25 protein-coding genes are annotated in these 26535 nt (G+C 72.0%); 11 read left to right on the top strand and 14 right to left on the bottom strand.

Annotation, left to right across the window (positions count from 1 at the left end):
• The first annotated feature begins 83 nt into the window (after nucleotides 1–83).
• The 5 genes from H5965_RS29115 to H5965_RS29095 all read left to right on the top strand — a co-directional run bounded on the left by H5965_RS29115 (nucleotide 84) and on the right by H5965_RS29095 (nucleotide 5564).
• Nucleotides 84–1454: a cystathionine beta-synthase gene (locus tag H5965_RS29115; RefSeq protein WP_310973627.1), complete on the top strand. Its 1371-nt coding sequence runs from the start codon at nucleotides 84–86 to the stop codon at nucleotides 1452–1454.
• Nucleotides 1455–1581: 127 nt separating this feature from the next.
• A complete protein-coding gene (locus tag H5965_RS29110) occupies nucleotides 1582–3132 on the top strand; it encodes a hypothetical protein (protein WP_310973625.1) in 1551 nt (516 codons plus the stop codon).
• Nucleotides 3133–3537: 405 nt separating this feature from the next.
• Nucleotides 3538–3930 carry a hypothetical protein gene (locus H5965_RS29105; RefSeq protein WP_310973623.1) on the top strand — a complete coding sequence of 131 codons (393 nt, stop codon included), beginning with the start codon at nucleotides 3538–3540 and terminating at the stop codon, nucleotides 3928–3930.
• Entirely contained in the window at nucleotides 3931–4356 is a 426-nt protein-coding gene (locus tag H5965_RS29100) for a hypothetical protein (protein ID WP_310973621.1), read from the top strand.
• Between the two features lie 50 nt (nucleotides 4357–4406).
• The gene (locus tag H5965_RS29095; protein ID WP_310973619.1) at nucleotides 4407–5564 is read left to right on the top strand and encodes a cystathionine gamma-synthase; all 1158 of its coding nucleotides are present in this window, start codon (nucleotides 4407–4409) and stop codon (nucleotides 5562–5564) included.
• Nucleotides 5565–5567: 3 nt separating this feature from the next.
• Here H5965_RS29095 and H5965_RS29090 read toward each other — a convergent pair whose 3' ends face one another.
• Together H5965_RS29090 and H5965_RS29085 are read right to left on the bottom strand one after the other, a co-directional pair.
• Nucleotides 5568–6044, bottom strand: coding sequence for a TIGR03618 family F420-dependent PPOX class oxidoreductase (locus tag H5965_RS29090; RefSeq protein WP_310973618.1), 477 nt, complete (start codon nucleotides 6042–6044; stop codon nucleotides 5568–5570).
• Nucleotides 6045–6125: 81 nt separating this feature from the next.
• Complete coding sequence (locus H5965_RS29085; protein WP_310973616.1) at nucleotides 6126–6398, bottom strand: hypothetical protein; 273 nt, start codon at nucleotides 6396–6398, stop codon at nucleotides 6126–6128.
• Nucleotides 6399–6493: 95 nt separating this feature from the next.
• Between H5965_RS29085 and ilvA the strand changes: the two genes are divergently transcribed.
• Entirely contained in the window at nucleotides 6494–7696 is a 1203-nt protein-coding gene (ilvA, locus tag H5965_RS29080) for a threonine ammonia-lyase (protein ID WP_310973615.1), read from the top strand.
• Here ilvA and H5965_RS29075 read toward each other — a convergent pair.
• The 7 genes from H5965_RS29075 to hppD form a co-directional block, all read right to left on the bottom strand.
• A complete protein-coding gene (locus H5965_RS29075) occupies nucleotides 7681–8526 on the bottom strand; it encodes a ferredoxin (RefSeq protein ID WP_310973614.1) in 846 nt (281 codons plus the stop codon). The two genes, ilvA and H5965_RS29075, sit on opposite strands and share 16 nt — an antisense overlap.
• A gap of 18 nt (nucleotides 8527–8544) precedes the next feature.
• Nucleotides 8545–8997: a hypothetical protein gene (locus H5965_RS29070; RefSeq protein ID WP_310973612.1), complete on the bottom strand. Its 453-nt coding sequence runs from the start codon at nucleotides 8995–8997 to the stop codon at nucleotides 8545–8547.
• A gap of 36 nt (nucleotides 8998–9033) precedes the next feature.
• Nucleotides 9034–9480 carry a hypothetical protein gene (locus tag H5965_RS29065; protein WP_310973610.1) on the bottom strand — a complete coding sequence of 149 codons (447 nt, stop codon included), beginning with the start codon at nucleotides 9478–9480 and terminating at the stop codon, nucleotides 9034–9036.
• The gene (locus tag H5965_RS29060; protein ID WP_310973608.1) at nucleotides 9473–13429 is read right to left on the bottom strand and encodes a hypothetical protein; all 3957 of its coding nucleotides are present in this window, start codon (nucleotides 13427–13429) and stop codon (nucleotides 9473–9475) included. The genes H5965_RS29065 and H5965_RS29060 overlap by 8 nt, the downstream gene beginning before the upstream one ends.
• Nucleotides 13429–13737: a type VII secretion target gene (locus H5965_RS29055; protein WP_310973606.1), complete on the bottom strand. Its 309-nt coding sequence runs from the start codon at nucleotides 13735–13737 to the stop codon at nucleotides 13429–13431. The genes H5965_RS29060 and H5965_RS29055 overlap by 1 nt, the downstream gene beginning before the upstream one ends.
• 11 nt (nucleotides 13738–13748) lie before the next feature.
• Complete coding sequence (locus H5965_RS29050) at nucleotides 13749–14312, bottom strand: YbaB/EbfC family nucleoid-associated protein (protein ID WP_310973604.1); 564 nt, start codon at nucleotides 14310–14312, stop codon at nucleotides 13749–13751.
• A 123-nt stretch (nucleotides 14313–14435) separates the two neighbouring features.
• Nucleotides 14436–15635 carry a 4-hydroxyphenylpyruvate dioxygenase gene (gene hppD, locus H5965_RS29045; RefSeq protein ID WP_310973602.1) on the bottom strand — a complete coding sequence of 400 codons (1200 nt, stop codon included), beginning with the start codon at nucleotides 15633–15635 and terminating at the stop codon, nucleotides 14436–14438.
• A gap of 109 nt (nucleotides 15636–15744) precedes the next feature.
• Between hppD and H5965_RS29040 the strand changes: the two genes are divergently transcribed.
• Nucleotides 15745–16218, top strand: coding sequence for an Lrp/AsnC family transcriptional regulator (locus H5965_RS29040; protein ID WP_206790021.1), 474 nt, complete (start codon nucleotides 15745–15747; stop codon nucleotides 16216–16218).
• Nucleotides 16219–16317: 99 nt separating this feature from the next.
• Here the strand turns inward: H5965_RS29040 and H5965_RS29035 are convergent, their stop codons facing one another.
• The 3 genes from H5965_RS29035 to H5965_RS29025 form a co-directional block, all read right to left on the bottom strand.
• Entirely contained in the window at nucleotides 16318–17130 is an 813-nt protein-coding gene (locus H5965_RS29035) for an MBL fold metallo-hydrolase (RefSeq protein ID WP_310973600.1), read from the bottom strand.
• Nucleotides 17131–17179: 49 nt separating this feature from the next.
• Nucleotides 17180–17683, bottom strand: a complete 504-nt coding sequence (gene greA, locus H5965_RS29030) for a transcription elongation factor GreA (RefSeq protein ID WP_310973599.1) — start codon at nucleotides 17681–17683, stop codon at nucleotides 17180–17182.
• A gap of 195 nt (nucleotides 17684–17878) precedes the next feature.
• Entirely contained in the window at nucleotides 17879–18322 is a 444-nt protein-coding gene (locus H5965_RS29025; protein ID WP_310973597.1) for a DUF4307 domain-containing protein, read from the bottom strand.
• A 134-nt stretch (nucleotides 18323–18456) separates the two neighbouring features.
• On the opposite strand from H5965_RS29025, the gene mca reads away from it, so the two are divergent.
• Together mca and H5965_RS29015 are read left to right on the top strand one after the other, a co-directional pair.
• Nucleotides 18457–19377 carry a mycothiol conjugate amidase Mca gene (gene mca / locus H5965_RS29020; protein ID WP_310973595.1) on the top strand — a complete coding sequence of 307 codons (921 nt, stop codon included), beginning with the start codon at nucleotides 18457–18459 and terminating at the stop codon, nucleotides 19375–19377.
• Nucleotides 19374–19712, top strand: a complete 339-nt coding sequence (locus H5965_RS29015) for a hypothetical protein (protein ID WP_310973593.1) — start codon at nucleotides 19374–19376, stop codon at nucleotides 19710–19712. Before mca ends, H5965_RS29015 begins: the two co-directional genes overlap by 4 nt.
• Nucleotides 19713–19777: 65 nt before the next feature.
• Here H5965_RS29015 and H5965_RS29010 read toward each other — a convergent pair whose 3' ends face one another.
• Both H5965_RS29010 and H5965_RS29005 read right to left on the bottom strand, forming a co-directional pair.
• Complete coding sequence (locus tag H5965_RS29010) at nucleotides 19778–22270, bottom strand: polynucleotide kinase-phosphatase (RefSeq protein ID WP_310973591.1); 2493 nt, start codon at nucleotides 22268–22270, stop codon at nucleotides 19778–19780.
• A complete protein-coding gene (locus tag H5965_RS29005; protein WP_310973589.1) occupies nucleotides 22267–23643 on the bottom strand; it encodes a 3' terminal RNA ribose 2'-O-methyltransferase Hen1 in 1377 nt (458 codons plus the stop codon). The genes H5965_RS29010 and H5965_RS29005 overlap by 4 nt, the downstream gene beginning before the upstream one ends.
• Nucleotides 23644–23708: 65 nt before the next feature.
• Here H5965_RS29005 and H5965_RS29000 point away from each other — a divergent pair, with 65 nt between their 5' ends.
• Both H5965_RS29000 and H5965_RS28995 read left to right on the top strand, forming a co-directional pair.
• Entirely contained in the window at nucleotides 23709–25676 is a 1968-nt protein-coding gene (locus H5965_RS29000; RefSeq protein WP_310973588.1) for a thioredoxin domain-containing protein, read from the top strand.
• Between the two features lie 84 nt (nucleotides 25677–25760).
• A complete protein-coding gene (locus H5965_RS28995; RefSeq protein WP_310973587.1) occupies nucleotides 25761–26318 on the top strand; it encodes a hypothetical protein in 558 nt (185 codons plus the stop codon).
• The last annotated feature ends 217 nt before the right edge of the window (nucleotides 26319–26535 follow it).

Below are 26535 nucleotides of genomic sequence, written 5' to 3'. Positions count from 1 at the left end.
GGCCCGGCATCGCCGACGCGCACCCGGAGCCCGCCCCGCGCTGGGTGGACAGCGCCATGGGGACGCCGTTTAGGCTGGCGGTCGTGGAGTACGCAGAGCACATCGCAGACCTCGTGGGCAACACCCCGCTGGTCAAGCTGAACTCGTTGACCAAGGGGCTCAAGCCGCTCGTGCTGGCCAAGGTCGAGTACCTGAACCCGGGTGGCTCGGTCAAGGACCGCATCGCGCTGCGCATGATCGAGGCCGCCGAAGCATCCGGCGAGCTGCGCCCGGGCGGCACGATCGTGGAGCCGACGTCCGGCAACACCGGCGTCGGGCTGGCCATGGTCGCCCAGCGCAAGGGCTACCGGTGCGTGTTCGTCTGCCCGGACAAGGTCAGCGAAGACAAGCGCAACGTGCTCAAGGCGTACGGCGCCCGCGTCGTGGTGTGCCCGACGGCGGTGCCGCCCGAGCACCCGGACTCCTACTACAACGTCTCCGACCGCCTGGTCCGCGAGATCGACGGCGCCTGGAAGCCCAACCAGTACGCCAACCCGCAGAACCCGGAGAGCCACTACCACTCGACCGGCCCGGAGCTGTGGGCGCAGACCGAAGGCCGGATCACCCACTTCGTCGCGGGTGTCGGCACCGGCGGCACGATCTCCGGCACCGGCAAGTACCTCAAGGAGGTCAGCGACGGCGCCGTGCAGGTGGTCGGCGCCGACCCGGAGGGCTCGGTCTACTCCGGCGGCAGCGGCCGCCCGTACCTCGTCGAAGGCGTCGGCGAGGACTTCTGGCCGGACACCTACGACCGGGACATCGCCGACGAGATCATCCCGGTCTCCGACGCCGACTCCTTCCAGGTCACCCGGCGCCTCGCGCTGGAGGAGGGCCTGCTGGTCGGCGGCTCCTGCGGGATGGCCGTCGCCGCCGCGCTGAAGCTCGCCGAGCGGCTCACCGAGGACGACGTCGTGGTCGTGCTGCTGCCCGACGGCGGCCGCGGCTACCTGACGAAGGTGTTCAACGACACGTGGATGTCCTCCTACGGCTTCCTGCCGCCGGACTCTTCGGGCGCGACGGTCGCCGACGTGCTCACGAAGAAGAGCGGCTCGCTGCCCGATCTGGTGCACTCTCACCCGAAGGAGACCGTCGCCGAGGCGATCGCGATCCTCTCCGAATTCGGCGTGAGCCAGATGCCCGTCGTCAGCGCGGAGCCGCCGGTGATGGCGGCCGAGGTCGTCGGCGCCGTCAACGAGCGTGACCTGCTCGACGCGCTGTTCACCGGCAAGGCGCAGCTGGCCGACCGGCTCGAGCAGCACATGTCCCCGCCGCTGCCGACGATCGGCGGCAGCGAGCAGGTGGGCGCGGCGATGACCGCGCTCCAGGGGGCCGACGGCGCGCTCGTGCTGGTCGACGGCAAGCCGGCCGGCGTCGTCACCCGGCACGACCTCCTGGGCTTCCTGGCCGGTCGCTGACCGCGTCCGAAGGGAGCCTTTATCGGCGGACCCGGCAGGGGCGTTACGAGCGCCCCGCCGGGCGATCCGATAGCGTGGGCGCGAGTAGAACACTTTCGCGTCCTCGTCAAGGGGGTTCAAGACCCACATGAGTGCACCGCAGCCACCGAACCAGCCGTGGGGCGGCGGCCAGCCGCCTCAGGGCCCGCCGAGTGGCCCCCAGCCGCAGCAGGACCCGTTCGGCAGCCCGGAACCGACCCAGGTCGTCCAGCCCGCCCAGCCTCAGGGCGGTTCCCCGTTCGGGGAGACGCCGGAGCCGACCCAGGTGGTCCAGCCGGGCCGGCCGGGTGACGGCGGGGCGGGCGCGACCCAGGCCATGCCGCCGGTCGACGCGAACGCGACCCAGATGGTGAACCCGGTCGGCGGCGGCGACGCCCCGGTCGCGGACTCGACGCAGCTGGTGCCCCCGGGCTCCCAGCCGCCGCCGGCGATCCCGTACACCCCGCCGCCGAGCGCGGCCGACAACCCGGCCGCGGCCTTCGGCCAGCAGCCCGGTGGGTACGGCCGCCAGCCGGGCTTCGGGCAGCCGGGCCAGCAGGGCGGGTTCGGCCAGCAGCCGGGCTTCGGCCAGCCGCCGCAGGGGTTCGGTGCCCCCGGTTTCGGTGGCCAGCAGCCCGGCTTCGGCGGGCCGCAGCAGCCGTTCGGCGCGCCGGCCGCGGGCGGCAACGCCCTCTTCGGCTACATCGCCGGTGGCGTCGTCGCCCTGCTGGGCCTGATCGCGCTCATCATCTCGTTCAACTACATGGGCGACGCGAGCGACTACTCCACGATCGTCGGCAGCACGGACTCGGACATCATCCAGAAGGCGCTCGACGCCGCCGGGCTGATCGGCCCGGGGCTGGTCTGGTTCTACGTGATCATGATCCTGCTGGGTTCGCTGATCTCCCTCGCCGGCGGTGTCGGGCTGGCGCTCGCGGGCCGGCTGGGCGGCATCCGGAAGTTCGTCCCGATCGCGGTCGTCGCGGGCGGTGCGCTCCTCGCGGTGTTCGCCCTGCTGCTCAAGATCGGGATGACCCCGAACAGCGACTTCGTCGGCGGGGCGTCCGGCCGGGACACCTTCGGCATCGGGCTGCCCCCGCTGATCCTGGGCGTGCTCATCCTCATCGTGGGCGTGCTCGGGCTCATCCCGGCGACGCAGCAGTTCGTCGGCCTCGGTGCCGGCGGTGCCGCGCCGGGCGGGCCGCAGGGCTTCGGCGGACCGCCGCCGGGCTTCGGTGGCCCGCAGCAGCCGGGCTTCGGCCAGCCGGGGCAGCCCGGTCAGCCGGGCGGGTTCGGGCAGCCCGGTGGCTACGGCGAGCCGGGTCAGCCCGGCGGGTTCGGGCAGCCCGGTGGTTACGGGCAGCCGGGCCAGCCCGGGCAGCCGGGTCAGCCGGGTTACGGCCAGCCGGGTGGCTACGGCCAGCCGGGCGGGCCCAACCCGTCCAGCGGCGGGTTCCCGCAGCCGTCGAGCGGGGGCTTCCCGCAGCCGGGTCAGCCGGGCGGGTACGGCCAGCCCGGTGGGTACGGCCAGCCGGGTCAGCCCGGACAGCCGGGTCAGCCTGGTCAGCCGCCGCAGGGCTGGGGCCAGCCGCCGGGGCAGCAGGGCCCGCCGAGCGGCGGGTTCGGCCAGCCCGGCCAGCCCCCGCAGCAGCAGTGGTGAGCTAGCACGCGCATTCGTGCCCCGGAGCCGATTCGGCTCCGGGGCACGTTGCATTTTCCGGGTCCGCAATTGTCCGAAGAGGACAATTGCCGGGGCGGCACCACGGCCGGTAATCGCGTGACCCTATTTCTGCCACTACCGCAGAAAAATGATCTTGGGTTCCGCCGTCCGGCCGAATTCCGTTCGCGTTCCGGCTTGATTCCCCCGATTCCGGTTAGGGTGAGCGCCGTGGTCCCGCGCTCGGCAGATGGGGGAGTTGTGACCGGTCCGCACCGATACCCGGTGTCGCATTCGCATTCGTATTCATCGGCTCGGCCATCCGGAGTAACGGCGGTTCTCGCCGGTCTGCTCGGTTTTCCGGCCGCGGTCGCCGCGGGATACGTGCCGGTCAAAATCTTCCTCGACATGCCGGCCGAATTCAGCCTGGGCGCGCTGCCGGCCTGGGTGCTGGTGGACCTCGCCGCGTACCTCGTCGCCGGATTGGTGCTGCTCCTCGGTGCGCTGGCCACGCTGTTCCGCGCCACGGCGGGCGCGGTCCTCCTCGGCTTGGGCGCCCTGCTGGCCATCGGCGCCCTGCTCACCGAGCCGATGTCGGTCGGCGTGCCGCCGGCCCGCTTCGCGGACGCGATGTTCACCCACGGCGGGTTCGCCATGGTCGACCGCGTCGGCTTGGCGGCGCTCGCGGTGCTCGTGCTGGTGCTGGCGTTCCTGCCGCCGACGTTCCGCTACCTGCGCTACCGCACGTCGGTGGTCCCGGCGCTGTCCGGCCAGGGCGCGTATTCGTTCCGGAGCTGGTGAGTGACGGTCACGGCCCCGCCCCGGGCGGCTGCGGCCATCGCCGCCGGCGTGCTCGCGGTGCTCGACGGCGTGTGGTTCCTGCTGGGCACCTTCTGGTGGAGCCTCGTCACGGGGCTGGGCCAAAGCGACCTGCTGGTCCCCGGCCAGATCGCCGACGCGGTCATCGGGCTGCTCCTCGTCCTCGGCGGGGTGTCTCTGCTCGCGCGCGTGGCGGCGGGCCGGGTGCTGTGCCTGTTCGCGGCGGGCCTGGCGCTGGTGGCCACCGTCGTCGACGCGGTGCTCCGCAGCCGGCTCGTCCTCTTCCTCGTGGGCGGCCCCACCGGGCTGGGCGACCCCCTGGTGCGCGGGATCGTCATCTCGGCGCCGCTCGTCGTGCTCCTGGTGCTCGCGGCCTTGCCGGACACCCGCCGCTGGACACACCGCTGAGATCCATCCCACCTGACGGGAATGTCAGGGGTGGCCCGTACGCTGAACCAATGGTGGACGACTACTCCGTACTAGGCTTCGAGACCCGCGCCATCCACGCCGGTCAGAAGCCCGACCCCCGCACCGGCGCGGTGATCGTGCCGATCTACCAGACCTCGACCTACGCGCAGGACGGCGTGGGCGGGACCCGCGAGGGCGACTACGAGTACTCGCGCACCGCGAACCCGACCCGCTCGGCGCTGGAGGAGGCGCTGGCCTCGCTGGAAGGCGGCCGGCACGCGCTGGCCTTCGCCTCCGGCATGGCCGCCTCCGACGTGGTGCTGCGCAGTACCCTGCGCCCCGGTGACCACCTCGTGCTCGGCAACGACGCGTACGGCGGCACGTTCCGCCTGATCGACAAGGTGCTCAGCCTGTGGGGCGTCGAGCACACCGTCGCCGACCTGGCGAACCTCGACGAGGTGCGCGCCGCGATCCGGCCCGAGACCAAGCTCGTCTGGTGCGAGTCGCCGACCAACCCGATGCTCGGCATCGCCGACATCGCCGCGCTGGCCGGGGTCGCGCACGACGCCGGTGCCCGCCTGGTCGTCGACAACACCTTCGCGACGCCGTACCTGCAGAACCCGCTGGCCCTGGGCGCGGACATCGTCCTGCACTCGACCACCAAGTACCTCGGCGGCCACTCCGACGTCGTCGGCGGCGCGATCATCACGAACGAAGACGAGCTGCGCGAGCAGTTCTTCTACCTGCGCAACGCCGCGGGCGCGGTGCCGGGGCCGTTCGACGCGTGGCTGACCCTGCGCGGCATCAAGACCCTCGCCCTGCGCATGGAGCGGCACAGCGACAACGCCGAGAAGATCGTCCAGGCCCTGGTCAAGCACCCGAAGGTGGCGAAGGTCTACTACCCGGGCCTGCCGGAGCACCCGGGCCACGAGACGGCCGCGAAGCAGATGCGCCGCTTCGGCGGGATGGTGTCCTTCAGCCACGTGGACGGTGAAGCGGCGGCCCTGGAAGTGGCGAGCCGCACGAAACTGTTCATCCTCGCCGAGTCGCTCGGCGGCATCGAGTCGCTGATCGAGCACCCGGGCAAGATGACCCACGCGAGCACGGCCGGCTCGACCCTCCAGGTCCCGGCCGACCTGCTCCGCCTCTCGGTCGGCATCGAGGACGGCCGCGACCTGGTGGCGGACCTGCTGGCCGCCCTGGGCTGACGCTCAAGCACCCACGTCGAGGCCGCCGCCGTAGAGCCGGTCCACCCGGAGCGTGATCACCACGCGGCGGTCCTCGACCATGTTCCGCAGGAACGCGGCCTCCGCCTCGGGGTCGCTGAACGGTGCCTGCATCGCGAGCAGCGTCCGGCCGGTCTCGTCGCCGGGCACCGCGCTGACCGGCGACACCTCGGCGATGCCCTCCGCGACCGCGAACGCCAGGTGGTCGTCGCTGCTGACGTACAGCGACGTGTGCGGGTCGCGCGCCAGCTGGCGGACCTTCGCGCGCCCCGCCGTCGACCCGATCCGCACCACCCGCTCGTCCGGATCCCAGGCGTAGGCGACCGTCGACAGGTGCGGGAAGCCGCCGCGGTTGACGGTGGCCAGCGCGCCCAGGCTGTGGGCCGCGAGCAGCCGGCTGGACGCTTCTTCGGTCGGCTTGGCGGGGCCGGGACCGCGGCCCGGCTCGTAAACGGTGGTCACCCGATGATCATCGGGGACCCGAACACCCCGCGGAAGAAGGCACTTTCGTGTTCCCGGGGCACATCGAGGTAACCCGCCAGGTCAGGGGCTGTAGTTCCCGTGCACGACACCGCCGGGCGACGACGTGCCGGTGGCGGGCAGCTTCGCGCCGTCGACGCAGCCGCCGACCAGCTCGACGTGGCTGTCGTGGCGGATGTACTGCGCCGGCGACCCGCAGGACGCGCTGTCCACCGTGATGTACGCGGCACCGGTGAGCGCGGCGGCCGAGGCCAGCCCGATGACCAGCGGCAGCAGGCCGGCTGAGCGGGTGGCGCGCGCCCGTCGGGCCGAGTCCGCGTCGTTCCCCGCTGCCATGGTCGCTCCTTGTTTACCGCGTGTTGACGCGACCCAGGGTACCCGGCTCACGGTCCACTCAACCTGTGGAGTTCCTGAGTGGCATAGTCCGGCCCATGGAACTCGTCACCCTCGAGCGGATCCAGGCCGCCCGGGAACTCCTCAAAGGAGTGACCCGGGTGACGCCGATGGAGCACGCGCGCGACCTGCGCAAGCTTCACGGCGGTCCGGTGTACCTGAAGTGCGAAAACCTGCAGCGGACGGGGTCGTTCAAGATCCGCGGCGCCTACACGCGGATCCACGGCCTGACCGAGGCCGAACGCGACCGGGGCGTCGTCGCCGCCAGCGCCGGCAACCACGCGCAGGGCGTCGCGCTGGCGTCGTCGCTGCTCGGCGCCAAGTCCACCGTCTTCATGCCGCTGCGGGCCCCGCTGCCGAAGCTGGCCGCCACCCGTGGCTACGGCGCCGACGTCCACCTGCACGGCGCGCTCCTGGAGGAGACGCTCCACGCCGCGATCGAGTTCGGCGAGCGGACCGGCGCGGTGTTCATCCACCCCTTCGACCACCCGGACGTCATCGCCGGCCAGGGCACGGTCGGCCTCGAGATCCTCGAGCAGGTGCCGGGCGTGAAGACCATCCTGGTCGCCACCGGCGGCGGTGGGCTGGTCGGCGGGGTCGCCTCGGCGGTGAAGGCGCTGCGCCCGGACGTCCGCGTCGTCGGCGTCCAGGCCGAGGAGGCCGCGGCTTACCCGCCGTCGCTGACCGCGGGCGCGCCGGTGCGGCTGAGCACGACGTCGACGATGGCCGACGGGATCGCGGTCGGCGAACCCGGCCTGGTCAGCTTCGCCCACGTCGAGTCGCTGGTCGACGACGTCGTGACGGTGTCCGAGCAGTTCCTGTCCCGCGCGGTGCTGCTGTGCCTGGAGCGCCGGAAGCTGGTGGTCGAGCCGGCCGGCGCCGCGACGGTCGCCGCGTTGCTGCAGCACCCCGGGATCTTCGAGCCTCCGGTCGTGGCGGTTCTCTCGGGCGGCAACGTCGATCCGGTGCTCTTGCTGCAGATCATCCAGCACGGCATGACGGCCGGCGGCCGCTACCTGCGTCTCCACCTGCGGGTCCCGGACCGCCCGGGGTCGCTGGTGGGCGTGCTGTCGTGCGTCAGCGAGCTGGGCGCGAACGTGCTCGACGTCGAGCACTCTCGCATCTCCGGCAGCCTCGACCTCGGTGAGGCCGACGTCGTGCTCGCGCTGGAGACCCGCGGCCCCGAGCACTGCAAAGAGGTCGAGTTCGCGCTGACGAACGCGGGCTACACGGTTGTCTGAGGGGTTTCTCCGGTTATGGCCGCCAGGGCCAGGTCCTTGGCGGGCTCCGGGACGTCCGACGGCGCGGTGAAGCGCCGGGCCCGGATGTGGGCGACCAGGTCCGGGTCCGGCGGTACGCCGTGTTCACGCAGGTAGTACGCCACCGCGCCGGGCCACGCCCAGGCCCCGTCGGTGCGGAAGTTCATCGGCACGGCGTCCGCGCGGTCCGGTGCGAAGGCGTCCGGGCCGTTGCTGCGGGAGGCCAGGATGACCGGCGCCGCGTCGAGGTAGGCGAGCACCCGCTCGGCTTCCGCCGGGAGCAGCGGCGCGCGCCGGACCAGCGGCTTGCCCGACGCGTCGAGGCCGTCGTAGATCCGCGGCGTGCGCACCTCGCCGGCGGCGGCCGGCGGGGTCAGCCCCGCGCGCTCCCGCAGCCAGGCCGGGATGTGCTCGTCGGCGCGCGGGAAGAACCGCAGCTCGTCCTGGAACCCGATCGGCGGCGGCTGCTGCCGGAACGGCGGTTCGAGGTCGGGCCGCACGAAGTCGACGTCGGGCGGCCGCGCCGGCTCGAACACGAGGATCGCGCCCAGCCAGGTGCCGAAGCCGGGCCGGTACATGCCCGACCGCAGCACCCCGAGCAGCCGCACCGCTTCCGGGTGCGGCTGTCCGGGCCGGGGCACGCCGTCCGGCCCGGTCACCAGCAGGTCGGTCTCGACGTGCCGCCCGGCGGCCCGGTATTCGACGCGCACCTGCCGCCACCCCGGCGGCACCTGCGCGGTCAGCACCGCTCCGAGCTGGCGGACGATCTCCTGCTGCTGGTCCGGGCGCAGCGGCCCCGGTGGCTGGGTCATGACGCGGAACTCCCGGTGTCAGTTGCCCGCCGCGCGAGCCGCTTCGAGCCCGGCGCGGTACCAGTCCGGCATGGACGCTTCGTCGCGCGGGAAGCGTTCCTGTTCGGTCGCGAACTCGCCCGGCTCCGGCGGCGGCTGGAAGTCCGGCTGGTTCTCGTAGTTGTACTGGATGGTGAAGCGCGACGGCGGTTCGAGCGTGTAGCGCGCGGAGAACCAGGTGCCCTCGTTCTCGGTGTACATCCCGCCGCGCAGCCGCTGGAAGGCGCGCCACACCTCGGCGGGCGGGTCCCAGACGCGCTCCTGGCCGTCCGGCCCGGTCAGGCCGACGGCGACGTCGATGTTCCGGCCGACCGCGCGGAAGTCGATCATCAGCTGCCGCCAGCCGGGCGGCAGCGCGTCGACCAGCGCCTTCGTGATTCCGTCCAGCTCTTCCTTCTGCTGGATCGGGTCGAGCAGCGGCCAAACGGGCATGCGCGGGTTCCTCCTAGTGGTTCGGGGCGGGGGCCATCATGGCACGGCGGGCGGGGTCCGCTGCTGTTCGAGCTGCTCGCCCTCGGCGAGCAGTTCCCGCAGCCACGGCGGGATGTGGGTGTCGTCGCGGGGGAACGCTTCGAGGTCCCGCGAGAACGCGGCGGGATGCAGCGGCGGCCACCAGCGGGGGTCTTCGTCGTAGTTGTAGCGGAACTCCGGCGCGGCGCCCGCCCGCAGCTCGACGGTTGCGGAGAACCACGTGCCCCGCCCGGGTTCGTACATCCGCGCCCGCAGCCGCTCGAAGCCGTCCTTGACCTCCGGGGGCGTGACCATCGACCCGTTGCGGCCGTCGGCCAGCTGCACCTGGAGCGCGTAGTCGTCGGCGAGCACGGTCGAGGAAACGGTGAGCGTGATCCGCGCCCAGCCCGCGGGCGCGGAGCCCGCGAGCGCGGCGGCGATCCCGCCGGTGAGGTCGTCAGGCATCGGCGCTCTCGCTTCCGTACGGGGTCTTCGGGCCGTAGTTGATCTTCGACGGGTCGTTCTTGAACACGCGCTCCTGGGTCTCCCGCGAAAGCTCGATCGGCTTGCCGTTCGCGTCGAGCACCAGTTCGCCGTTCGCGTCGACTTCGTAGGTGACCTTCTGCCAGCGCATGGTGACTTCCGCGGGAACGCCGCCGGGCAGCTCGCCGGTGGTCCGGACCTGGTAGTTCTCGATCTCGTGGCCGGGGCGGGCGGCGTACTCGCCGAGCGCGACCTCCTGACGGCGCCACGACGCGTCGTGGATCCACCCGTCGCGGTTGTTGCCGCTGTTGGACGCCGCCATCTGCGAGTGCATGTTGACGTACTCGCCGGGCCCGCCCATCTCGTTGGCCGCGAAGTGCCCGCCGGCCCACTTCACCTGGTCGTAGTCGGCGTCGCCCTTGAACGCCTTGCGGCCTTCGCCGCCCGACCGGTTCTGGGACGCGGTGTCGCGGAAGTCCTCGTTCTGGCCGCCGAAGTGCGGCTCGCCCGACATCGCCACCGGCCGGCCGTGGTCGCCGATCTGGAAGTCCCAGTGCTTGTTCGCGTCGTGGAAGTTGGCCACCCGGTACTGCGCGCCGGGGAGCAGCGGGTAGCGCAGATCGGGGTTGTGGAACGGCGCCTGCGTACCGGGCGTCGCCTCGACGTGCGTCACCCGGCCTTGCGAGTCGGTGAAGAAGTGGCTGGTGGCACCGTTCTTGTAGGTCACGTTGTACTGCGCGTCCGGCGCCAGCGGACGTTCCCCGCGCAGGACCTGCGGGACACCGTCTTCGGTGAGCTTCGAGTTGCGCGTCCGCGGCTCGACGTCCTCGATGTCCTTCGGCGACTCGATCGGCGGGTGGTCGCCGGGCCGGTCCCGATGGCCGGCGTAGTGGCTGTCCTCGTGCCGGTCGAAGGTGACGAACCGTTCGTCGAACTCCCGCGTGTTCCGGGGGATCGACCGCGGCTGCGGGACGTCGTCGTAGGGCAGCTGCTGCTGGTCGGGGGTGTCGTTGTCCCCGCGGTGCTGCGCGCTGTCGGCGTCGACGTCGTGCTGGTCGCCGTGGTGGCTGTCGGGCGCGAAGCCGTCGTCGCCCGCGCGGTGCGTCGAGCCGTCGGGGTGGTGGGTGTTCCACTCGCCGTCCGGCGGGATCCGGGGCCGCATCCGCCCATCGGGGCCGATTTCGTAGTCGGAGGAGAAGACGCGGCCGTGCGAGTCCGTCCAGGCGGGCTTGGTCGGGGCCATGACCTCGGTGTCGAGCTCCCGGGAGAGCCGGTGCGCGAAGTCGTTGGAGCTGGCATCACACCCGATCAGCCGGATCGGGCGCCCGTCGTAGTCCCCGTTGCGCCGCAGGATGTCGGCGAATTCCTCGGGGGTGTAGAGGCGATCGCCGATCCGCGCGTGGCCATCGGGGGTGACGTGCACGTCGACGGTGTAGCGGCCATCGGGATCGGGCTGGACTCGGTGGGGAAGGTCGCCCATGTCCGGGTCACCGGCGTGGTAGGAGCTGCCCGAGGGGGTGCTTTCGGCGTGGCGCGCGTTGACTTCGTCGGGGGTGAGGGGGCCGTCGTGGTGCGGGGTGGCGCCGTCTGGGTCGTGAGGGCCGGGGGTGGCGTCGTGGGGCGTGTTCTCGTGCGGGTTCTGGTGGGTGCCGTTCTCGTGTGGGGTGTTCTGGCGGGGGCCGTTCTCGTGTGGGGCGCGTTCGTGCGGGGTGTTCTGGTGGGGCGCGCTTTGGTGCGGGGTGCGTTCGCGCGGGCCGGGACCGTTTTCGTGCGGCCGGGCGCCGGGAGCGCGGGTGTCGGGGGCATGCGTCCCGGGCCCGAACCCCCGGGCGGCGGGAGCGGGAGCATCCGGAGTCCGCGGACGGCCACCGCCAGGCAGTTCCCCACCGGCGCGCGGCCGGCCTGGCGCGTCGACGTGCGCGCCCGGGCTGCCGGGGGTCCCGGTCCAGCCCGGCCCACCTCCGGTGCGCGGGGAACCCCCGCCGAGGCCACCAGGCCCACCCCCGGGCGGCATGCCGCCGCCCATCATCGGAGCGCCACCCTGAGACGGGACGGAGGCGCCATCCCCACCCCGAGCCGCGGGGACGGCGGCCCCGGGCTCCCCGGCCCGCGGAGGGGCGGGAGCGGTCCCACTGGCCGCGGTGGACCCGTCAACCCGAGGCGGCGCGGCGCTGCTGGGCGAGTCGGCCCCGGAGTGCGAGCTGTCCCCGGCCCGGGAGGACGAGCCGGCGTGCGAGGGACTGCTGTCCCCGGCCCGGGAGGGAGCGTTGTCCCCGGAGCGCGAGGGGGTGTTGTCGCTGGCGTGGGAGGGGGTGCTGTCGCTGCCGCGTGTGGGTGAGGGGCTGTTGTCGCCGGTGTGGGAGGGGGTGCTGTCGCTGCCGCGTGTGGGTGAGGGGCTGTTGTCGCCGGTGTGGGAGGGGGTGCTGTCGCTGCCGCGTGTGGGTGAGGGGCTGTTGTCGCCGGTGTGGGAGGGGGTGCTGTCGCTGCCGCGCGTGGGCGAAGGATTGCCGTCGCCGGTGTGGGAAGGGGTGCCGTCGCTGGCACGTGTCGGCGAGGGGCTGCTGTCCCCGGCATGCGAAGGGGTGCTGCCGCGAGCCGGCGACGGGCTGCCGTCGCCGGTGTGCGAGGGAGTTCCGTCCCCACCCCGCACCGCCGATGGGCCCGAGTCGCCCGACCGAGTCGGCGAAGCGCTCGAATCGCCCGCGCGCGACGGAGAACCATCCGCGGCGCTCGAAGCAGAACCGTCCCCCGCGTGGGACGGCGAACCCTGCGGAGCGGAACCCTCGCCTGCCTGCGCCGGCGAGCCGTCGTCCGACCGGGCCGCCGATGGCGATCCCTCTCCGTCGCCGGTGTGGGAGGGCGAACCGTCGCCGTCCGGGGAACTCGACCCGTCGCGGCTCGAACTCCGGCGGGACCCCGGGTCCGTGTTCATCGGATCGGAACTCGGTGAATCCGCTCCGTCGCTCGAGGAAGAACCGTCGCCATCGGAGGAATCCCCGCCGGAACCGCCCTCCGAACCGTCCTCGCCGTGCGATCCCCCGTGCGCCCGGCCGTGGACCCCGCCACCCTCCTTCGGGATCTTCCGGACGAACCCGCCCTCCTTGACCTTCAGCCCGTCCAGCCCGCTGACCTTGCCGAGCACCTTCCCGAAGACCTTCGCGATCTTCTCGAACAGGTCCACCAGCTTCGACAGCAGCGGCGACACTTTCCGGATCGTGTCCGTCAGCTTCTTGAGCAGCTCACCGATCTTCTTGCCCCACTTGGCGATCGCCGCCGACGCCTGGGCCACCACCACCGGTGTCCCGAAGCCGAGGGAGAAGACCTCCTCCATCACCCACGCGATGAGCTTGCCCACCAGGTCCGCGATCAGCTGCCGCACGGTCTCGCGCACGAACGACACGACCTGGCCCATGATCATCGTGACCGTGCTGATCGCCCCGGCCACCGTCGCCGCACCCGAGAGTGCGTCCGAGTGCTCGGCGGCGAACGCGCGGTACGCGTCCGCGCCCGCTCCCGTCCAGCCCGTCGTGCCGTTCTTGACCGCGTTGTCGAAGTCCGTTTTCCGCTCGCCGAGCGCCTTCGAGACGTTGCCCCAGGTGTCCGCATAGGACTGGATCACCGGCGGGTTGCCCGCCACCGAATCCAGCATGTCCTTCAGCGGCTGCACGTGCTCCATCAGGAACGACGCCACCGACGACATCAGGTACCCGAACGGGTCGATCGCCGCGCCGGCGATCTCGCCCGCCAGCGACAGCATGCCCAGGCCGCCGGAAACCCAGTCGCCGTCCTTGATGCCGTTGAACGCGTCCATCGACGACTCGGCGATGCCGATGCCGCCTGCCCAGCCGTAGTCGCCGTTGCCCGCCGTGAACGCGCCCGGCCCGTCCGGGTCCTTCTTGGCGTCCGCGACGAGCGGGTTCCCCTCCGGCATCACGCACCGCCCGCGGACTTGTTCAGGTCGTCGGCGACGCCCGTCTCGTACCGGCGGTAGGCCGCCGCGGCCTCGCGGACCTTGCCCGACACCGCCGTCATCGCCTGCACGGCGTCCTTGAGCGCGTCGATCCCGTACTGCTCCACCGGGTCCAGCATCATCCGGAACGGCTGGCAGAGGATGCCGTACGCGTCGGTCGGCATGCTCACCTGGTTGGCCGCGTCGACGGCCTGCTGCAGCCCGTCACCGATGGCGTCGAGCTGCTTCGCGTGCGCCGTCAGGTCGGTGCTGAGTTCCACGTCCGTCATCGGTTTCCCCCTCAGGAAAGGATCGACCCGCCGAAGTCGTCGTCATCGTCGTCGGCCGGACGGCGGCGGCGCGGCGGCTGCGACTGCTGCGACTGCTGCGACTGCTGCGGTGGCGCGGGCGGCGGGGTGCGCGGTGGCTCGTCGGTCTCCTCCGGCAGGAACCGGCGGACGCGGTCGGGCTCCGGGAACGCCGGCTCGGCCTCGGGCGGCGGCGCCGGGAACGTGCTCTGCGCCTCGCGGACGATCTCCGCCGCGGCCTGGTCGCCGGTGCCGGTGGTCTCGGTCATGGCCTGCTGCAGCAGCTCCGGGATCCGCGCCTGCGCGCGCTGCACCAGCTGCATCACCTGCGCCGACACCTCGGCCATCCGCTTGCCGGCCGCGGTCTCGGCGATGACGAGGTTCTTCAGCAGGCCGCGCGAATCGATCGTCACCTGGACGGTGCCGTCCTTCGACCGCTCGGTGACCGTCTGGCCCTGCATGCGCTCGGCCAGCGCCTGGTACCGGGCGGCGTTCTCCTCGAGCCGCTTGGTCCAGTTGTCGATCATCGCGTCGCTGGCGTCGATGCTGTCCGGCATCCCGGCCCCCTTCCCTCCACCCACACAGACGGAGCCGGGACGCCGTCGGTTCCCGGTTCACGTCAAAGGCCACCATAGGGGGACCCGGAGGTCTCCTACAGTGGCCTTCGCCGAGATGAGACGTCAGAGGTTGCCGCGGCGCTCCTGCTCACGCTCGATCGCCTCGAACAGCGCCTTGAAGTTGCCCTTGCCGAAGCCGAGCGAGCCGTGGCGCTCGATCAGCTCGTAGAACACGGTCGGGCGGTCGCCGATCGGCTTGGTGAAGATCTGCAGCAGGTAGCCGTCCTCGTCGCGGTCGACCAGGATGCTGTGCTCCTTGAGCGTCTCGATCGGCACGCGGACGTTGCCGATCCGGGCGCGCAGCTCCGGGTCGTCGTAGTAGGAGTCCGGGGTGTCGAGGAACTCGACGCCGGCGGCGCGCATCGCCGTCACCGTGGCGATGATGTCGTTGGTGGCCAGCGCGATGTGCTGGCAGCCGGCACCGTCGTAGAACTCGAGGTACTCGTCGATCTGCGACTTCTTCTTCGCGACGGCCGGCTCGTTCAGCGGGAACTTGACCCGGTGGTTGCCGTTCGAGACGACCTTGCTCATCAGCGCCGAGTACTCGGTCGCGATGTCGTCGCCGACGAACTCCGCCATGTTCACGAAGCCCATGACGCGGTGGTACCAGTCGACCCAGTAGTCCATCTTGCCGAGCTCGACGTTGCCGACGCAGTGGTCGACGGCCTGGAACAGCCGCTTCGGCGCGCCTTCCGGCCGCTTGACCGTGCTTTCGCGCGACTCGTAGCCGGGCAGGTAGACGCCGTGGTAGCGCGACCGGTCGACCAGGGAGTGGCGGGTCTCGCCGTAGGTCGCGATCGCGGCGACGCGGACCGTGCCGTGCTCGTCCGAGACGTCGTGCGGCTCTTCGAGGATCGTCGCGCCCTGGGCGCGGGCATGCTCGACGCACTTGTCGACGTCGGTGGTCTCCAGCGCCAGGTCGATGACGCCGTCGCCGTGCTTGCGGTGGTGGTCGAGCAGCGGCGAGTCCGGCTTCACGCCGCCGGTGATGACGAACCGGGCCGAGCCGGACTTCAGCACGTAGGACTTGCGCTCGTAGACGCCGGTTTCGGGACCGGAGTACGCGACGAGCTGCATCCCGAACGCGATCTGGTAGTACCAGGCGGTCTGGGTGGCGTTGCCGGCGATGAACACCACCGCGTCCATGGCCTTGACCGGGAACGGGTCGGTCGAGGCGTCGTGGTCGACGAGCCCGACCAGCTGACGCAGCTGGTCGTAGCTGACGTCGTCGAGGGCACCCTGGGGTTCGGCAGTCTGGGTCATACCTCGAAGGATCATCCCTTCGAGGCAAGATGCGCAATGGTCTCGATTTTCACTGGGCAATCTGACTGGTGTTCAGGGGAGATGGGCCGTCATCGTGGACAATCTGCGTATGCCGGAGAACCTGGATGCGCTGGATGCGCGGCTGCTGCTGTTGCTCACCGACTCGCCGCGCCTCGGGGTGCTGGAGTGCGCCCGCCGCCTCGGGGTGGCCCGCGGAACGGTCCAGGCCCGCCTGGACCGCCTGACCGAGCGCGGCATCCTCGGCGGCTTCCCGCCGGAGCTGGACCTGGCGGCGATGGGCTACGGCCTGACGGCGTTCGCGGTCCTGGAGATCGCCCAGGGCCGCCGCGCCGAGGTCGCGGAGGCTTTGGCGGCGATCGACGAGGTGTGCGAGGTCCACGCGACGACCGGCCAGGGTGACCTGTTCGTCCGCATGGTGGCCCGGGGCAACGACGACCTGCAGCGGGTGATCGACGAGGTCGTGGGCGTGCCGGACGTGCTGCGGACGTCGACGTCGATCGCGCTGTCGACGCCGGTGCCGCCGCGGGTCCGCCCCCTGCTGGAGCGGACCGCGCGGGGCTGAACGCACCACGCGCACGACCCGCCGCGGGAAGGTCGCGAATGACTCATTCGGGACGCCGGACGTCCCGAATGAGTCATTCGCGGCATGCGGCCGAGCCGCTCAGCCTTCCTCGGCCACCTGGGCCAGGTACCGCTTGGCCGACCGCTGCACGACCTCGTACCCGTCGGACCGCACGACCGCGTCCCACCAAGCGCCGTAGATCGCCTCGAACCGGTAGCCCGCCAGCAGCTCCGCCGCGCGGCGGACGACGCCCGGCCGCTCCGGGATCAGGTTCGGGTAGCTGTACATGAAGCCCACGTGCGTGCGGTCGGGGATCACCTGGACGATGTCGCCGGACAACAGCGCGCCCCGGCCCTCCTCGCCGTCCGGCCAGTGCAGCACCGTGCCGCCCGCGAAGTGGACGCCCAGGTTGATCAGCCTCAGGTCGTCGGCGAGGTCGAGGGTGGTGCCGGACCACAGCTTCACCGCCGGGTCGGGGCGGCCGATCCACTGTTGGTCGGCTTCGTGCAGGTAGACCGGCACGTCGAACGCGCGCGACCACTCCACCATCGTCGTGTAGTAGTGCGGGTGGCTGATCGCGATGCCGGTGATGCCGCCCAGCTCGCGGACCTGCGCCACCAGCGCGTCGTCCAGGTACGCCGCGCAGTCCCACAGGAAGTTGCCCGAGCGGGCGCGCACCAGCAGGGCGCGCTGGCCGATCGCGAACCCCGGGTTCGAGCCCACGCCGACGATGCCCGGGCCCTGCTCTTCGATCCGCGGTGTGTACGTGCCGCTGGAGCGGAGCGCGGAAAGGTTCGTCCACTGCTGGCCCGACCGCGGCACGTACTGGCGTTCGTCTTCGCAGATCGGGCAGTCGGTGCGGGCCGCGGCGTACTGCATGCCGCAGGCCTGGCACATCGGTTCGGTGCTCACGGCGTTGTCCTCCCAGAATGTGGATCCTGGGAGGACACGCTAGCCGTGCCTACTTCGCGTCGGTGTACGGAACCGCCTTGACGAGGGTCACCTTCTGGACCTTGCCGTTGGGCAGCTCGTACTCCCGGGCCTCGCCCTCCTTGGCGCCGAGCAGCGCCTTGCCCAGCGGCGACTCCGGGGAGTAGACGTCGAGTTCGCCCTCGGCGCCCTCTTCGCGGGTGGCGAGCAGGAACTTCTCGTCCTCGTCGTCACCCTCGTACCGCACGGTGAGCACCTTGCCGGGGCCGGCGGTGCCGTCGTTGGCGGGCGCCTCGCCGACCTTGGCCGAGCGCAGCAGCTCCTGCAGGTGCCGGATGCGCGCTTCGGCCTGGCCCTGCTCCTCGCGAGCCGCGTGGTAACCGCCGTTTTCCTTGAGGTCACCTTCTTCGCGGCTGTCGTTGATGCGCGCGGCGATGACCGGCCGATTCTCGATCATTTCGTCGAGCTCGTGCTTGAGCCGGTCGTAGGCATCCTGGGTGAGCCAGGTCACCTTGGTGTCGCTCACGGTCACCATCTCCTCGTCGGGCCTGCCAGGCTTGCGTGTTCAAGCCGGCCCACGCGGGCGTAGGTGCCCGCGTGGCTGAGATAAAGGAAAAACACGGCCCGTCGCGGGCCGTGCTGAAGGGTCAGAGTATCACGGCGCGAGAGGTCGACGCCCGTTATTTCCCCGCGCCCTGGGCGTTGGGCGCGCGGTTCACCCCGTTGGCCGCTATGGGGTTGACAGATAGCGTGGTATGTCGTACGAGCAGCCGAAGACGTCGGCGGTCACCGGTTCCCCGATGCTCTTGATCGTCGTGCTGATCCGGTTGTACTTCACGCCGGCCGGGATCAGGAGCTCCTTGCGGCCGCTCTCGGCGCCGGTCTTGTCGCGGACGCGGACCACGCACACGCCCGGCTTGCTGTCGTCGTCGCGGGTGACGTTGAGGGTGATTTCCATCGCGTTGCCCGGTTTTTCGCTGAACGCGATGCGCTCGGCATCGATCGGCGCCGCACCGAGGTTGACGTAGGCGACCCACGCGATCAGGCCGCTGACCAGCAGGGCGATGGCCAGGAAGAGCCAGCGCCGCCAGCGCCGGGACGGCGTGGCGCGCGTGGTGCCGTACCGGTCCGCGAGCAGCGCGGGCGCTGCCGTTTCCGCCGGTCCGCCTGCCAACCCGGGCCTCCTGCTCGTTCTTGTCGTACCCGCGGGGACAATGGTGACGCGGGTACTCCTCGAGTATCCGCCCGCTGGGTGGGCGGCCCGCAGGTGGGTCGCGGAATAAGGGCAGAAGGGGAGTCGTTCGGAGCATGGTGGACGCCGACGAGCAGAGGAAAACCGCCAACCCGCGCCTGCGCATGATGGCGGTGCACGCGCACCCGGACGACGAGTCGAGCAAGGGTGCCGCGACGATGGCGCGCTACGCCGCCGAGGGGCACGAGGTGCTGGTCGTCACCTGCACCGGTGGCGAAGCCGGCAGCATCCTGAACCCGGCCATGGACCGGCCCGAGGTGCTGGCCAACATGGCCGAGATCCGCCGCGAGGAGATGGCCCGCGCGGCCAAGATCCTCGGCGTGAACCAGCGCTGGCTGGGCTTCGTCGACTCCGGCCTGCCGGAGGGCGACCCGCTGCCGCCGGTGCCCGAGGGGTCGTTCGCGGTCGTGCCGCTGGAGGAGTCCACCGAGGCGCTGGTGCGCGTGATCCGGGAGTTCCGCCCGCACGTGATCACCACCTACGACGAGAACGGCGGCTACCCGCACCCCGACCACATCCGCACCCACGAGGTGTCGATGGCGGCGTGGGACGCGGCCCCGGACCCGAGCCGCTTCCCGGACGCCGGCGAGCCGTGGCAGCCGCTGAAGCTGTACTACATGCACGGCTTCTCCCGCGCCCGGATGGTGCTGTTCGACGAGGCGCTGAAGGCGGCCGGGCTGGAGTCGCCGTACACCGAGTGGCTGGCGAACTGGGACCCGAACCGCGGCGATGTGATGGAGCGGGTGACGACCCGCGTCGAGTGCGGTGAATACTTCGAGGTGCGGGACGAGGCGCTGAAGGCGCACGCCACGCAGATCGACCCGACCAGCCGCTGGTTCGCCGTGCCCCGGGAGATGCAGCGCGAGGTCTGGCCGACCGAGGAGTACGAGCTGGTGAAGTCGCTGGTCGACAGCACGTTGCCGGAGGACGACCTGTTCGCCGGCATCGCCGGCGCCGAGGAGAAGGTGAACACATGAGTCTGACGCTGCCGGCCGGCGTGGCGCTTCCGGTGACCGCGTCGGCCCTGGTGCTGGCGCAACAGCCGGGCAACGGCGACAACGGCGGGCAGGGGGAGGACTTCGGCAAGTCCTCCCCGGTCGGCTTCCTGGTGCTGATCCTGTTCCTCATCGCGGTGGCCTTCCTGGTCCGCTCGATGACCAAGCACCTCAAGCGGGTTCCGGCCAGTTTTGACGACCCGCCGGCGGAGGCCGCACCGGAGCAGCCCGAAGCGAAGACCGATTCGGCGGCCGAGGTCCCCGTGGAGCCGGAGAAGAAGCAGCCGAACGGCGCCTCGCCGGCCAAGTCCGACTAGCGGGACCCGAGCGCCCGATGCGGCGTCGGGTGCGTGGGGCGCACCGAACGCCACATCGGGCCGCATCACAGCCGCGGGTCCACCGGGTCCGACTCCAGCGCCAGGACCGCGAACACGCACTCGTGCACCCGCCACAGCGGCTCCGCCCGCGCGACTCTCTCCAGGGCCTCCAGCCCCAGCGCGTACTCGCGCAGCGCCAGCATGCGCTTGCGGTTGAGCCCGCGCTTGCGCAGCCGCTCCAGGTTGTCCGGCAGCGTGTAGTCCGGGCCGTAGATGATCCGGAGGTACTCGCGTCCGCGCACCTTCACCCCGGGCTGGACCAGGCCGCGCGGGCCGCGGGTCAGGTTCGCCGCCGGCTTGACGACCATGCCCTCGCCGCCGGCCGCTGTCAGTTCCTCCCACCACGAGACGCCCCGGGCGACCGAGGCGTCGTCCAGCAGGTCCACCTCGAGCGTCCGGGTGCGCTGGAACCGCGAGCCCGCCAACCGGTCCAGCTGCGCGAGGTGCCACGAATGCGGCCGGTCGTGGTAGGCCTTCCCCTCGGACGCCAGCAGCTGGAACGGCGCCAGCCGCACCCCGTCCAGGCCCGACGTGGGCCAGCAGTAGCGCCGGTACGCCGTCCGGTAGGAGTCCACTGTGGAGGAACGCGACACCGTCCGCGCCAGGAGGTCGCCGACGTCGATGCCGCGCGCGGCCGCCGTCGCCAGCGCCGAGACCGCCGACGGCAGCACGGCCTGGGCGGCCGCACCGACCGACGCGTACTGGTCGGCGATCAGCGAACCGGCCTTCGCGCTCCACGGCAGCAGCTCGGCGTCGAGCAGCAGCCAGCCCGAGTCCAGCTCCTCGAACAGCCCGGCCGCCGCCGTGCGCACGTCGGCCAGCAGCTCGGCGTTCTGCGCGGCCGAGAAGAACGGGCGCCCGGTCCGCGTGTACACCGCGCCGCCGCCGCGGATGCCGAAGCGGCGGTACGCCACTTCGTCGTCCCGGCAGACCAGCACGACGGCCCGCGAGCCCATGTGCTTCTCCTCGCACAGCACGGCCTCGACCCCGGCCGCCCGGTACTCGGCGAACGCCTCCTCCGGGTGCTCGAGGTAGCCGCCGCGCGTCGACGTCGAACACGGCGCCATCGTCGGCGGCAGGTAGGCCAGCCACCGCGGGTCGACCGCGAACCGGCTCATCACCTCCAGGGCCGCCGCCGACTGCTCCGCCGAGACACCGACCCGGCCGTGGTGCGCGGTCTGCACGATCCGCTTCCCGGTGACGTCACCCAGCTCCAGCACCGCCGGCTCGCGCCCGGCGAGCGGCCGCGCCGTGTCCAGCGGTCGGGAAGGCTCGTACCAGACCCGGTGGGCCTTCACCGAGACGACTTCGCGCTCCGGGTAGCGCAGCGCGGTCAGCTTCCCGCCGAACACGGCCCCGGTGTCGAGGCACATGGTGTTGTTGACCCACTCCGGCTCCAGCGTCGGCGTGTGCCCGTAGAGGACCATCGCGGAGCCGCGGTAGTCGCGGGCCCACGGCAGCCGCACCGGCAGGCCGTACTCGTCGGTCTCGCCGGTCGTGTCGCCGTAGAGCGCCATGCTGCGCACCCGCCCGGACGCGCGCCCGTGGTAGCGCTCGGGCAGCCCGGCGTGCGCGACGACGAGCTTCCCGCCGTCGAGGACGTAGTGCGCGATCAGCCCGTCGCAGAACTCGTGGACGCTGCGGCGGAACTCCTCGCTCTCCGCGCCGAGCTGCTCCAGCGACTCGGCGAGCCCGTGCGCCACGTTGACCTTCCGCCCGTGCAGCGCGCGCACCAGCTTCTGCTCGTGGTTCCCGCACACGACCAGCGCGTTCCCGGACGCCGTCATCGCCATCACGCGCCGCAGCACGCCGGGAGTGTCCGGGCCGCGGTCGACGAGGTCGCCGACGAACACCGCGGTCCGGCCGTCCGGGTGCACGCCGTCGGCGTACCCCAGCTCGGCCAGCAGCTCCTCGAGCTCGGCCGCACAGCCGTGGACGTCGCCGATCACGTCGAACGGCCCGGTCAGCTCGCGCTTGTCGTTGCGCAGCGGCTCGACGACGATCTCGGCTTCGGCCACCTCGGCTTCGCTGCGCAGCACGTGCACGCGCCGGAAACCCTCGCGCTCCAGCGACTTCAGCGACCGCTGCAGCTCGCCGCGCTGCCGCCGGATCACGTGGTCGCCGAAGTCGCGGTCGGTGCGCGACGCGTTGCGCGCGGCGCAGACGGCCACCGGCAGGTCGAGCACGATCGCCGTCGGCAGCACGTCGTGCTCCTTCGCGAGCTTCACCAGGCTCGCCCGCGAAGCGCGCTGGACGTTCGTCGCGTCGATGACGGTCGTCCGCCCGGCTGCCAGCCGCTTCGCCGCGACGTAGTGCAGCGCGTCGAAGGCGTCGGCGCTGGCCGACTGGTCGTTCTCGTCGTCGGCGACGAGCCCGCGGAAGAAATCGCTGGAGAGCACCTGCGTCGGCGCGAAGTGCGTGCGCGCGAACGTCGACTTGCCGGAGCCGGAAGCGCCGACGAGCACGACGAGCGCCATGTCGGGGACGGTCAGCTTCACGCGGCCACCTCCTTTTGGGTGGTGAAGACCGCCATCTGGGTCGGCGGTCCCGATTCCTGGTCCTCCGGTCCGATCGGTACGTATCGGACGTCGTAGCCGCGCCGGGTCGCGACGCCGTCCGCCCAGGCGCGGAACTCGGCTCGCGTCCATTCGAACCGGTGGTCGGCGTGCCGGAAATGCCCCATCGGCAGGAACTCGAACAGCCGGTTGTACTCCGCGTTGGGCGTCGTGACGAGCACCGTGCGCGGCGCCGCGACCCCGAACACCGCGTGTTCCAGCGCGGGCAGCCGGTCGGCGTCCACGTGCTCGACGACCTCCATGAGCACGGCGGCGTCGAACCCGGCCAGCGCCGGGTCGGCGTAGGTCAGCGCGGACTGCCGCAGCGTGACGCGGGAGCTCTCCTTCAGCCGCTTCTGCGCGATGTCCAGCGCGCTGCTGGACACGTCGACGCCGACGATGTCGGTGAACGACCGCTCCTTCTCCAGGACGCGCAGCAGCGCGCCGGAGCCGCACCCGAGGTCCAGGACGCGCCGGGCGCCGGTGGCCCGCAGCGCGGCGAGCACGCTGCCGTGGCGCTGCGACGCGAGGCTCTCCGGCTTGTCGGTGCCGTCGGTGACCTCCGTGACCAGCGCTTCGGCCTCCGCCGGGACGTCGTCCGCCTCGGCCAGCCGCGAAAGCGCGTACGCGACGATCGGGCGGCGCCGCTCGAGGTAGCGGTTCGTGATCAGCGTCCGCTCGGGGTGCCCGGCGAGCCAGCCTTCGCCGGCACGCAGCAGCTTGTCGGCCTCGTCCTGGCCCACCCAGTAGTGCTTGTCGCCGTCGAGCGCCGGCAGCAGCACGTACAGGTGGCGCAGCGCGTCGGCGACGCGCTGGGTGCCGGTGAGCCGCAAATCGACGTAGCGGCTGTCGCCCCACTGCGGGAATTGCGCGTCGAGCGGGATCGGCGTCGCCGAAACGCGCCAGCCGAGCGGCTCGAACAGCTTGTGCACGACTTCAGGACCACCGCGAGCGGACAGCGACGGCAGGTGGACCTCCAGGTCGAAGGGCTCGTCGACCAGCTCCGGCCGGGCCGCGCACCGGCCCGCGAGCGCCGTGGTGAACGCGGCCCGCAGCGCGACCGCGAGGTACGAGCCCCCGGCGTACGGCCGGTCGTTGACGTACTGGGTCAGCGTCGTCCCGCCGCCGCGGACGAGCCCGACGGGGTCGATTTCGACGAACAGCGCGGCGGTGCAGCGGTCCGGCGCCGCCTCCGGGTAGAAGACGTGCGCGGTACCGGCGGACAGCGCGACCGATTGCGCTTTCTCCGGGTGCTTGTGCAGGAGAAAGCCCAGGTCGGTGGCCGGGTTCCGGGTCGTCGTGATGGTCAGCAACACGGGCACAGTGTGGCGGAGCGGCCGGTGACCGCGCGCCCGGTTTTCCCGGGTGCCACCCTGGACACATGAACCGCCTCGCGCACGCGACCAGCCCGTACCTGCTCCAGCACGCGGAGAACCCGGTCGACTGGTGGCCGTGGGGGCCCGAAGCGCTCGCCGAGGCGAAGCGGCGGAACGTGCCCATCCTGCTTTCGGTCGGGTACGCCGCCTGCCACTGGTGCCACGTCATGGCGCACGAGTCGTTCGAGGACGCCGGCACCGCGGCCCTGATGAACGGCAACTTCGTCAACATCAAGGTCGACCGCGAGGAGCGGCCCGACATCGACGCGGTGTACATGGCCGCCACCCAGGCGATGACCGGCCAGGGCGGCTGGCCGATGACCTGCTTCCTGACCCCGGACGGCGAGCCGTTCCACTGCGGCACCTACTACCCGCCGTCGCCGCGGCCGGGGATGCCGTCGTTCCGGCAGCTGCTCGCCGCCGTCACCGAGGCGTGGCAGGAGCGGCCGGACGAGCTCCTCGACGGCGCGAAGCAGATCGTCGCCCACCTCGCCGAGCAGACCGGGCCGCTCAAGGAGTCCGTCGTGGACGAAGCGGTGCTCGCCGGCGCGGTCGCGAAGCTCCAGCAGGAGGCGGACAGCGTCAACGGCGGGTTCGGCCGCGCACCGAAGTTCCCGCCGTCGATGGTGCTGGAGTTCCTGCTGCGGCACCACGAGCGCACGGGTTCCGCGGTCGCACTGTCTCTTGTGGACTCGACGGCCGAGGCGATGGCCCGCGGCGGCCTGTACGACCAGCTGGCCGGCGGCTTCGCGCGCTACTCCGTCGACGCCGAGTGGATCGTGCCGCACTTCGAGAAGATGTTGTACGACAACGCGTTGCTCCTGCGGTTCTACGCGCACCTCTGGCGGCGCACCGGCTCGGCGACAGCGTTGCGGGTCGCCACGGGAACGGCGGAATTCCTCTTCGAAAGCCTGCGGACGCCTGAAGGCGGCTTCGCGTCTTCGCTGGACGCGGACACCGAAGGCGTCGAAGGCCTGACGTACGTCTGGACGCCCGAGCAGCTGCGTGAGGTGGTCGGTGACGACTCCGCCGCCGAGCTGTTCGGCGTCACGCCCGAAGGCACCTTCGAGGAGGGCGCCTCGACATTGCGCCTGTTCGGCGACTTGCCCGAGCCGCTGCGCCTCAAGCTGCTGGAGGCGCGCGCGAAGCGGCCGCAGCCGGGTCGGGACGACAAGGTGATCGCCTCCTGGAACGGCCTGGCGATCATCGCGCTGGCCGAGGCGGGGGTGGCCCTGGATCGTCCACAATGGATCGACTGGGCCACGTCCGCGGCCGAGTTGCTGCTCCGGGTGCACGTCGTCAACGGACGGCTGCGGCGGTCTTCGCGCGACGGCGTCGTCGGCGAATCCGCCGGGGTGCTGGAGGACTACGCCTGCGTCGCCGACGGGTTCCTGGCGCTGCACCAGGCGACGGGGTCGGCGAAGTGGCTGACCGAAGCGACCCGGCTGCTCGACCTGGCGCTGGCGCACTTCGCGTCCCCGGACGTCCCGGGTGCGTACTTCGACACGGCCGACGACGCCGAGACGCTGGTCCAGCGCCCGGCCGACCCGGGCGACAACGCGAGCCCGTCGGGGGCGTCGGCGCTGGCCGGGGCACTGCTGACGGCGTCCGCGCTCGCGGGGTATGACAGCGCGGCGCGGTACCGGGAGGCGGCCGAGCAGGCGCTGCGGCGGGCCGGGGTGCTGGCCGGGCGGGTGCCGCGGTTCGCCGGGCACTGGCTGTCGGTGGCGGAGGCGCTGCAGGCGGGTCCGGTGCAGGTCGCGGTGGTCGGGGCGGACCCGGCGTTGCGGCTGGCCGCGGCCCGGGGTGTGCACGGCGGCGGCATCGTGCTGGCGGGCGAGCCGGACGCGCCGGGCGTGCCGCTGCTGGCCGACCGTCCGCTGGTGGCCGGCGCCCCGGCGGCGTACGTCTGCCGGGGGTACGTCTGCGACCGCCCGGTGACTTCGGTCGAGGAGCTGACCGCCCAGCTCTGATCGCCCTGGGTGAACGCGGTGTCTGTGGTCTGGGTTTCGGCGTAACTTCGGTAGCAATGTAATCATGTAATCCGGAGGTGCGACATGGGACGCGGATGGCGTGGCGGTCGAGGCTGGCAGCAGGCGGAGGTCCCGCCGGCGGACGACGCGGCGGCCTGGTTCGGAGGCCGCCTGCCCGACGGCTGGTTCACGGGCGCACCGGAGGTCACGGTCGACCGCGAAGAGATCATCGTGGTCGGCGAGCTCCCGGCCCTGACGGAGGAGCACGCGGACGACGCAGCCCGCGCGGCGGCCGAGGAGGGCCGGATCAGCCGGTACCGCGAGGAGACGCGCGACGAGCGCATCGAAATCGCCCGCCAGGCGGAGCACCGCTACCAGCGCAAGGTGTCCTGGGGCGCGCGGCTGGGGGGAACGACGGCACTGTTCACGACGCACTCGGCCCCGGTGATGACGAGGCTGCGCCAGCCGGAGCGCCTGGTGCTGGACACCCTGGTGGACGCGGGCGTGGCCCGGTCGCGGTCGGACGCGCTGGCGTGGGCGGTGCGCCTGGTGGGCCAGCACGCGGACAGCTGGCTCGGTGAGTTGCGCGAGGCGATGACGAAGGTCGACGACCTGCGCTCGAAGGGCCCGGACCTGGGCTGAGCGGGGCTGGACCTCGGCTGGGCGGGCTGCGGGATTGCCCCTTCGGTGGCACCCGCGGCCGGGGCGAGGCGGAGCCGCGCGGTGTCGCCCCCTCGGTGACACCCCGCGGTCCCGCCGCCTCTGCTCGCTGCCGTCGTACGGATCACGCCCCAGGTGCGGTTCCGGTTGCCTCGTGCCCGGGACGGATCGGCCACCCCGGGCGATCGCGCAAGCCTGG

The organism is Amycolatopsis sp. 505 (assembly GCF_031625235.1).
In the GTDB taxonomy this organism is placed as follows: Bacteria; Actinomycetota; Actinomycetes; order Mycobacteriales; family Pseudonocardiaceae; genus Amycolatopsis.
This window is presented reverse-complemented; position numbering and strand designations above follow the sequence as displayed.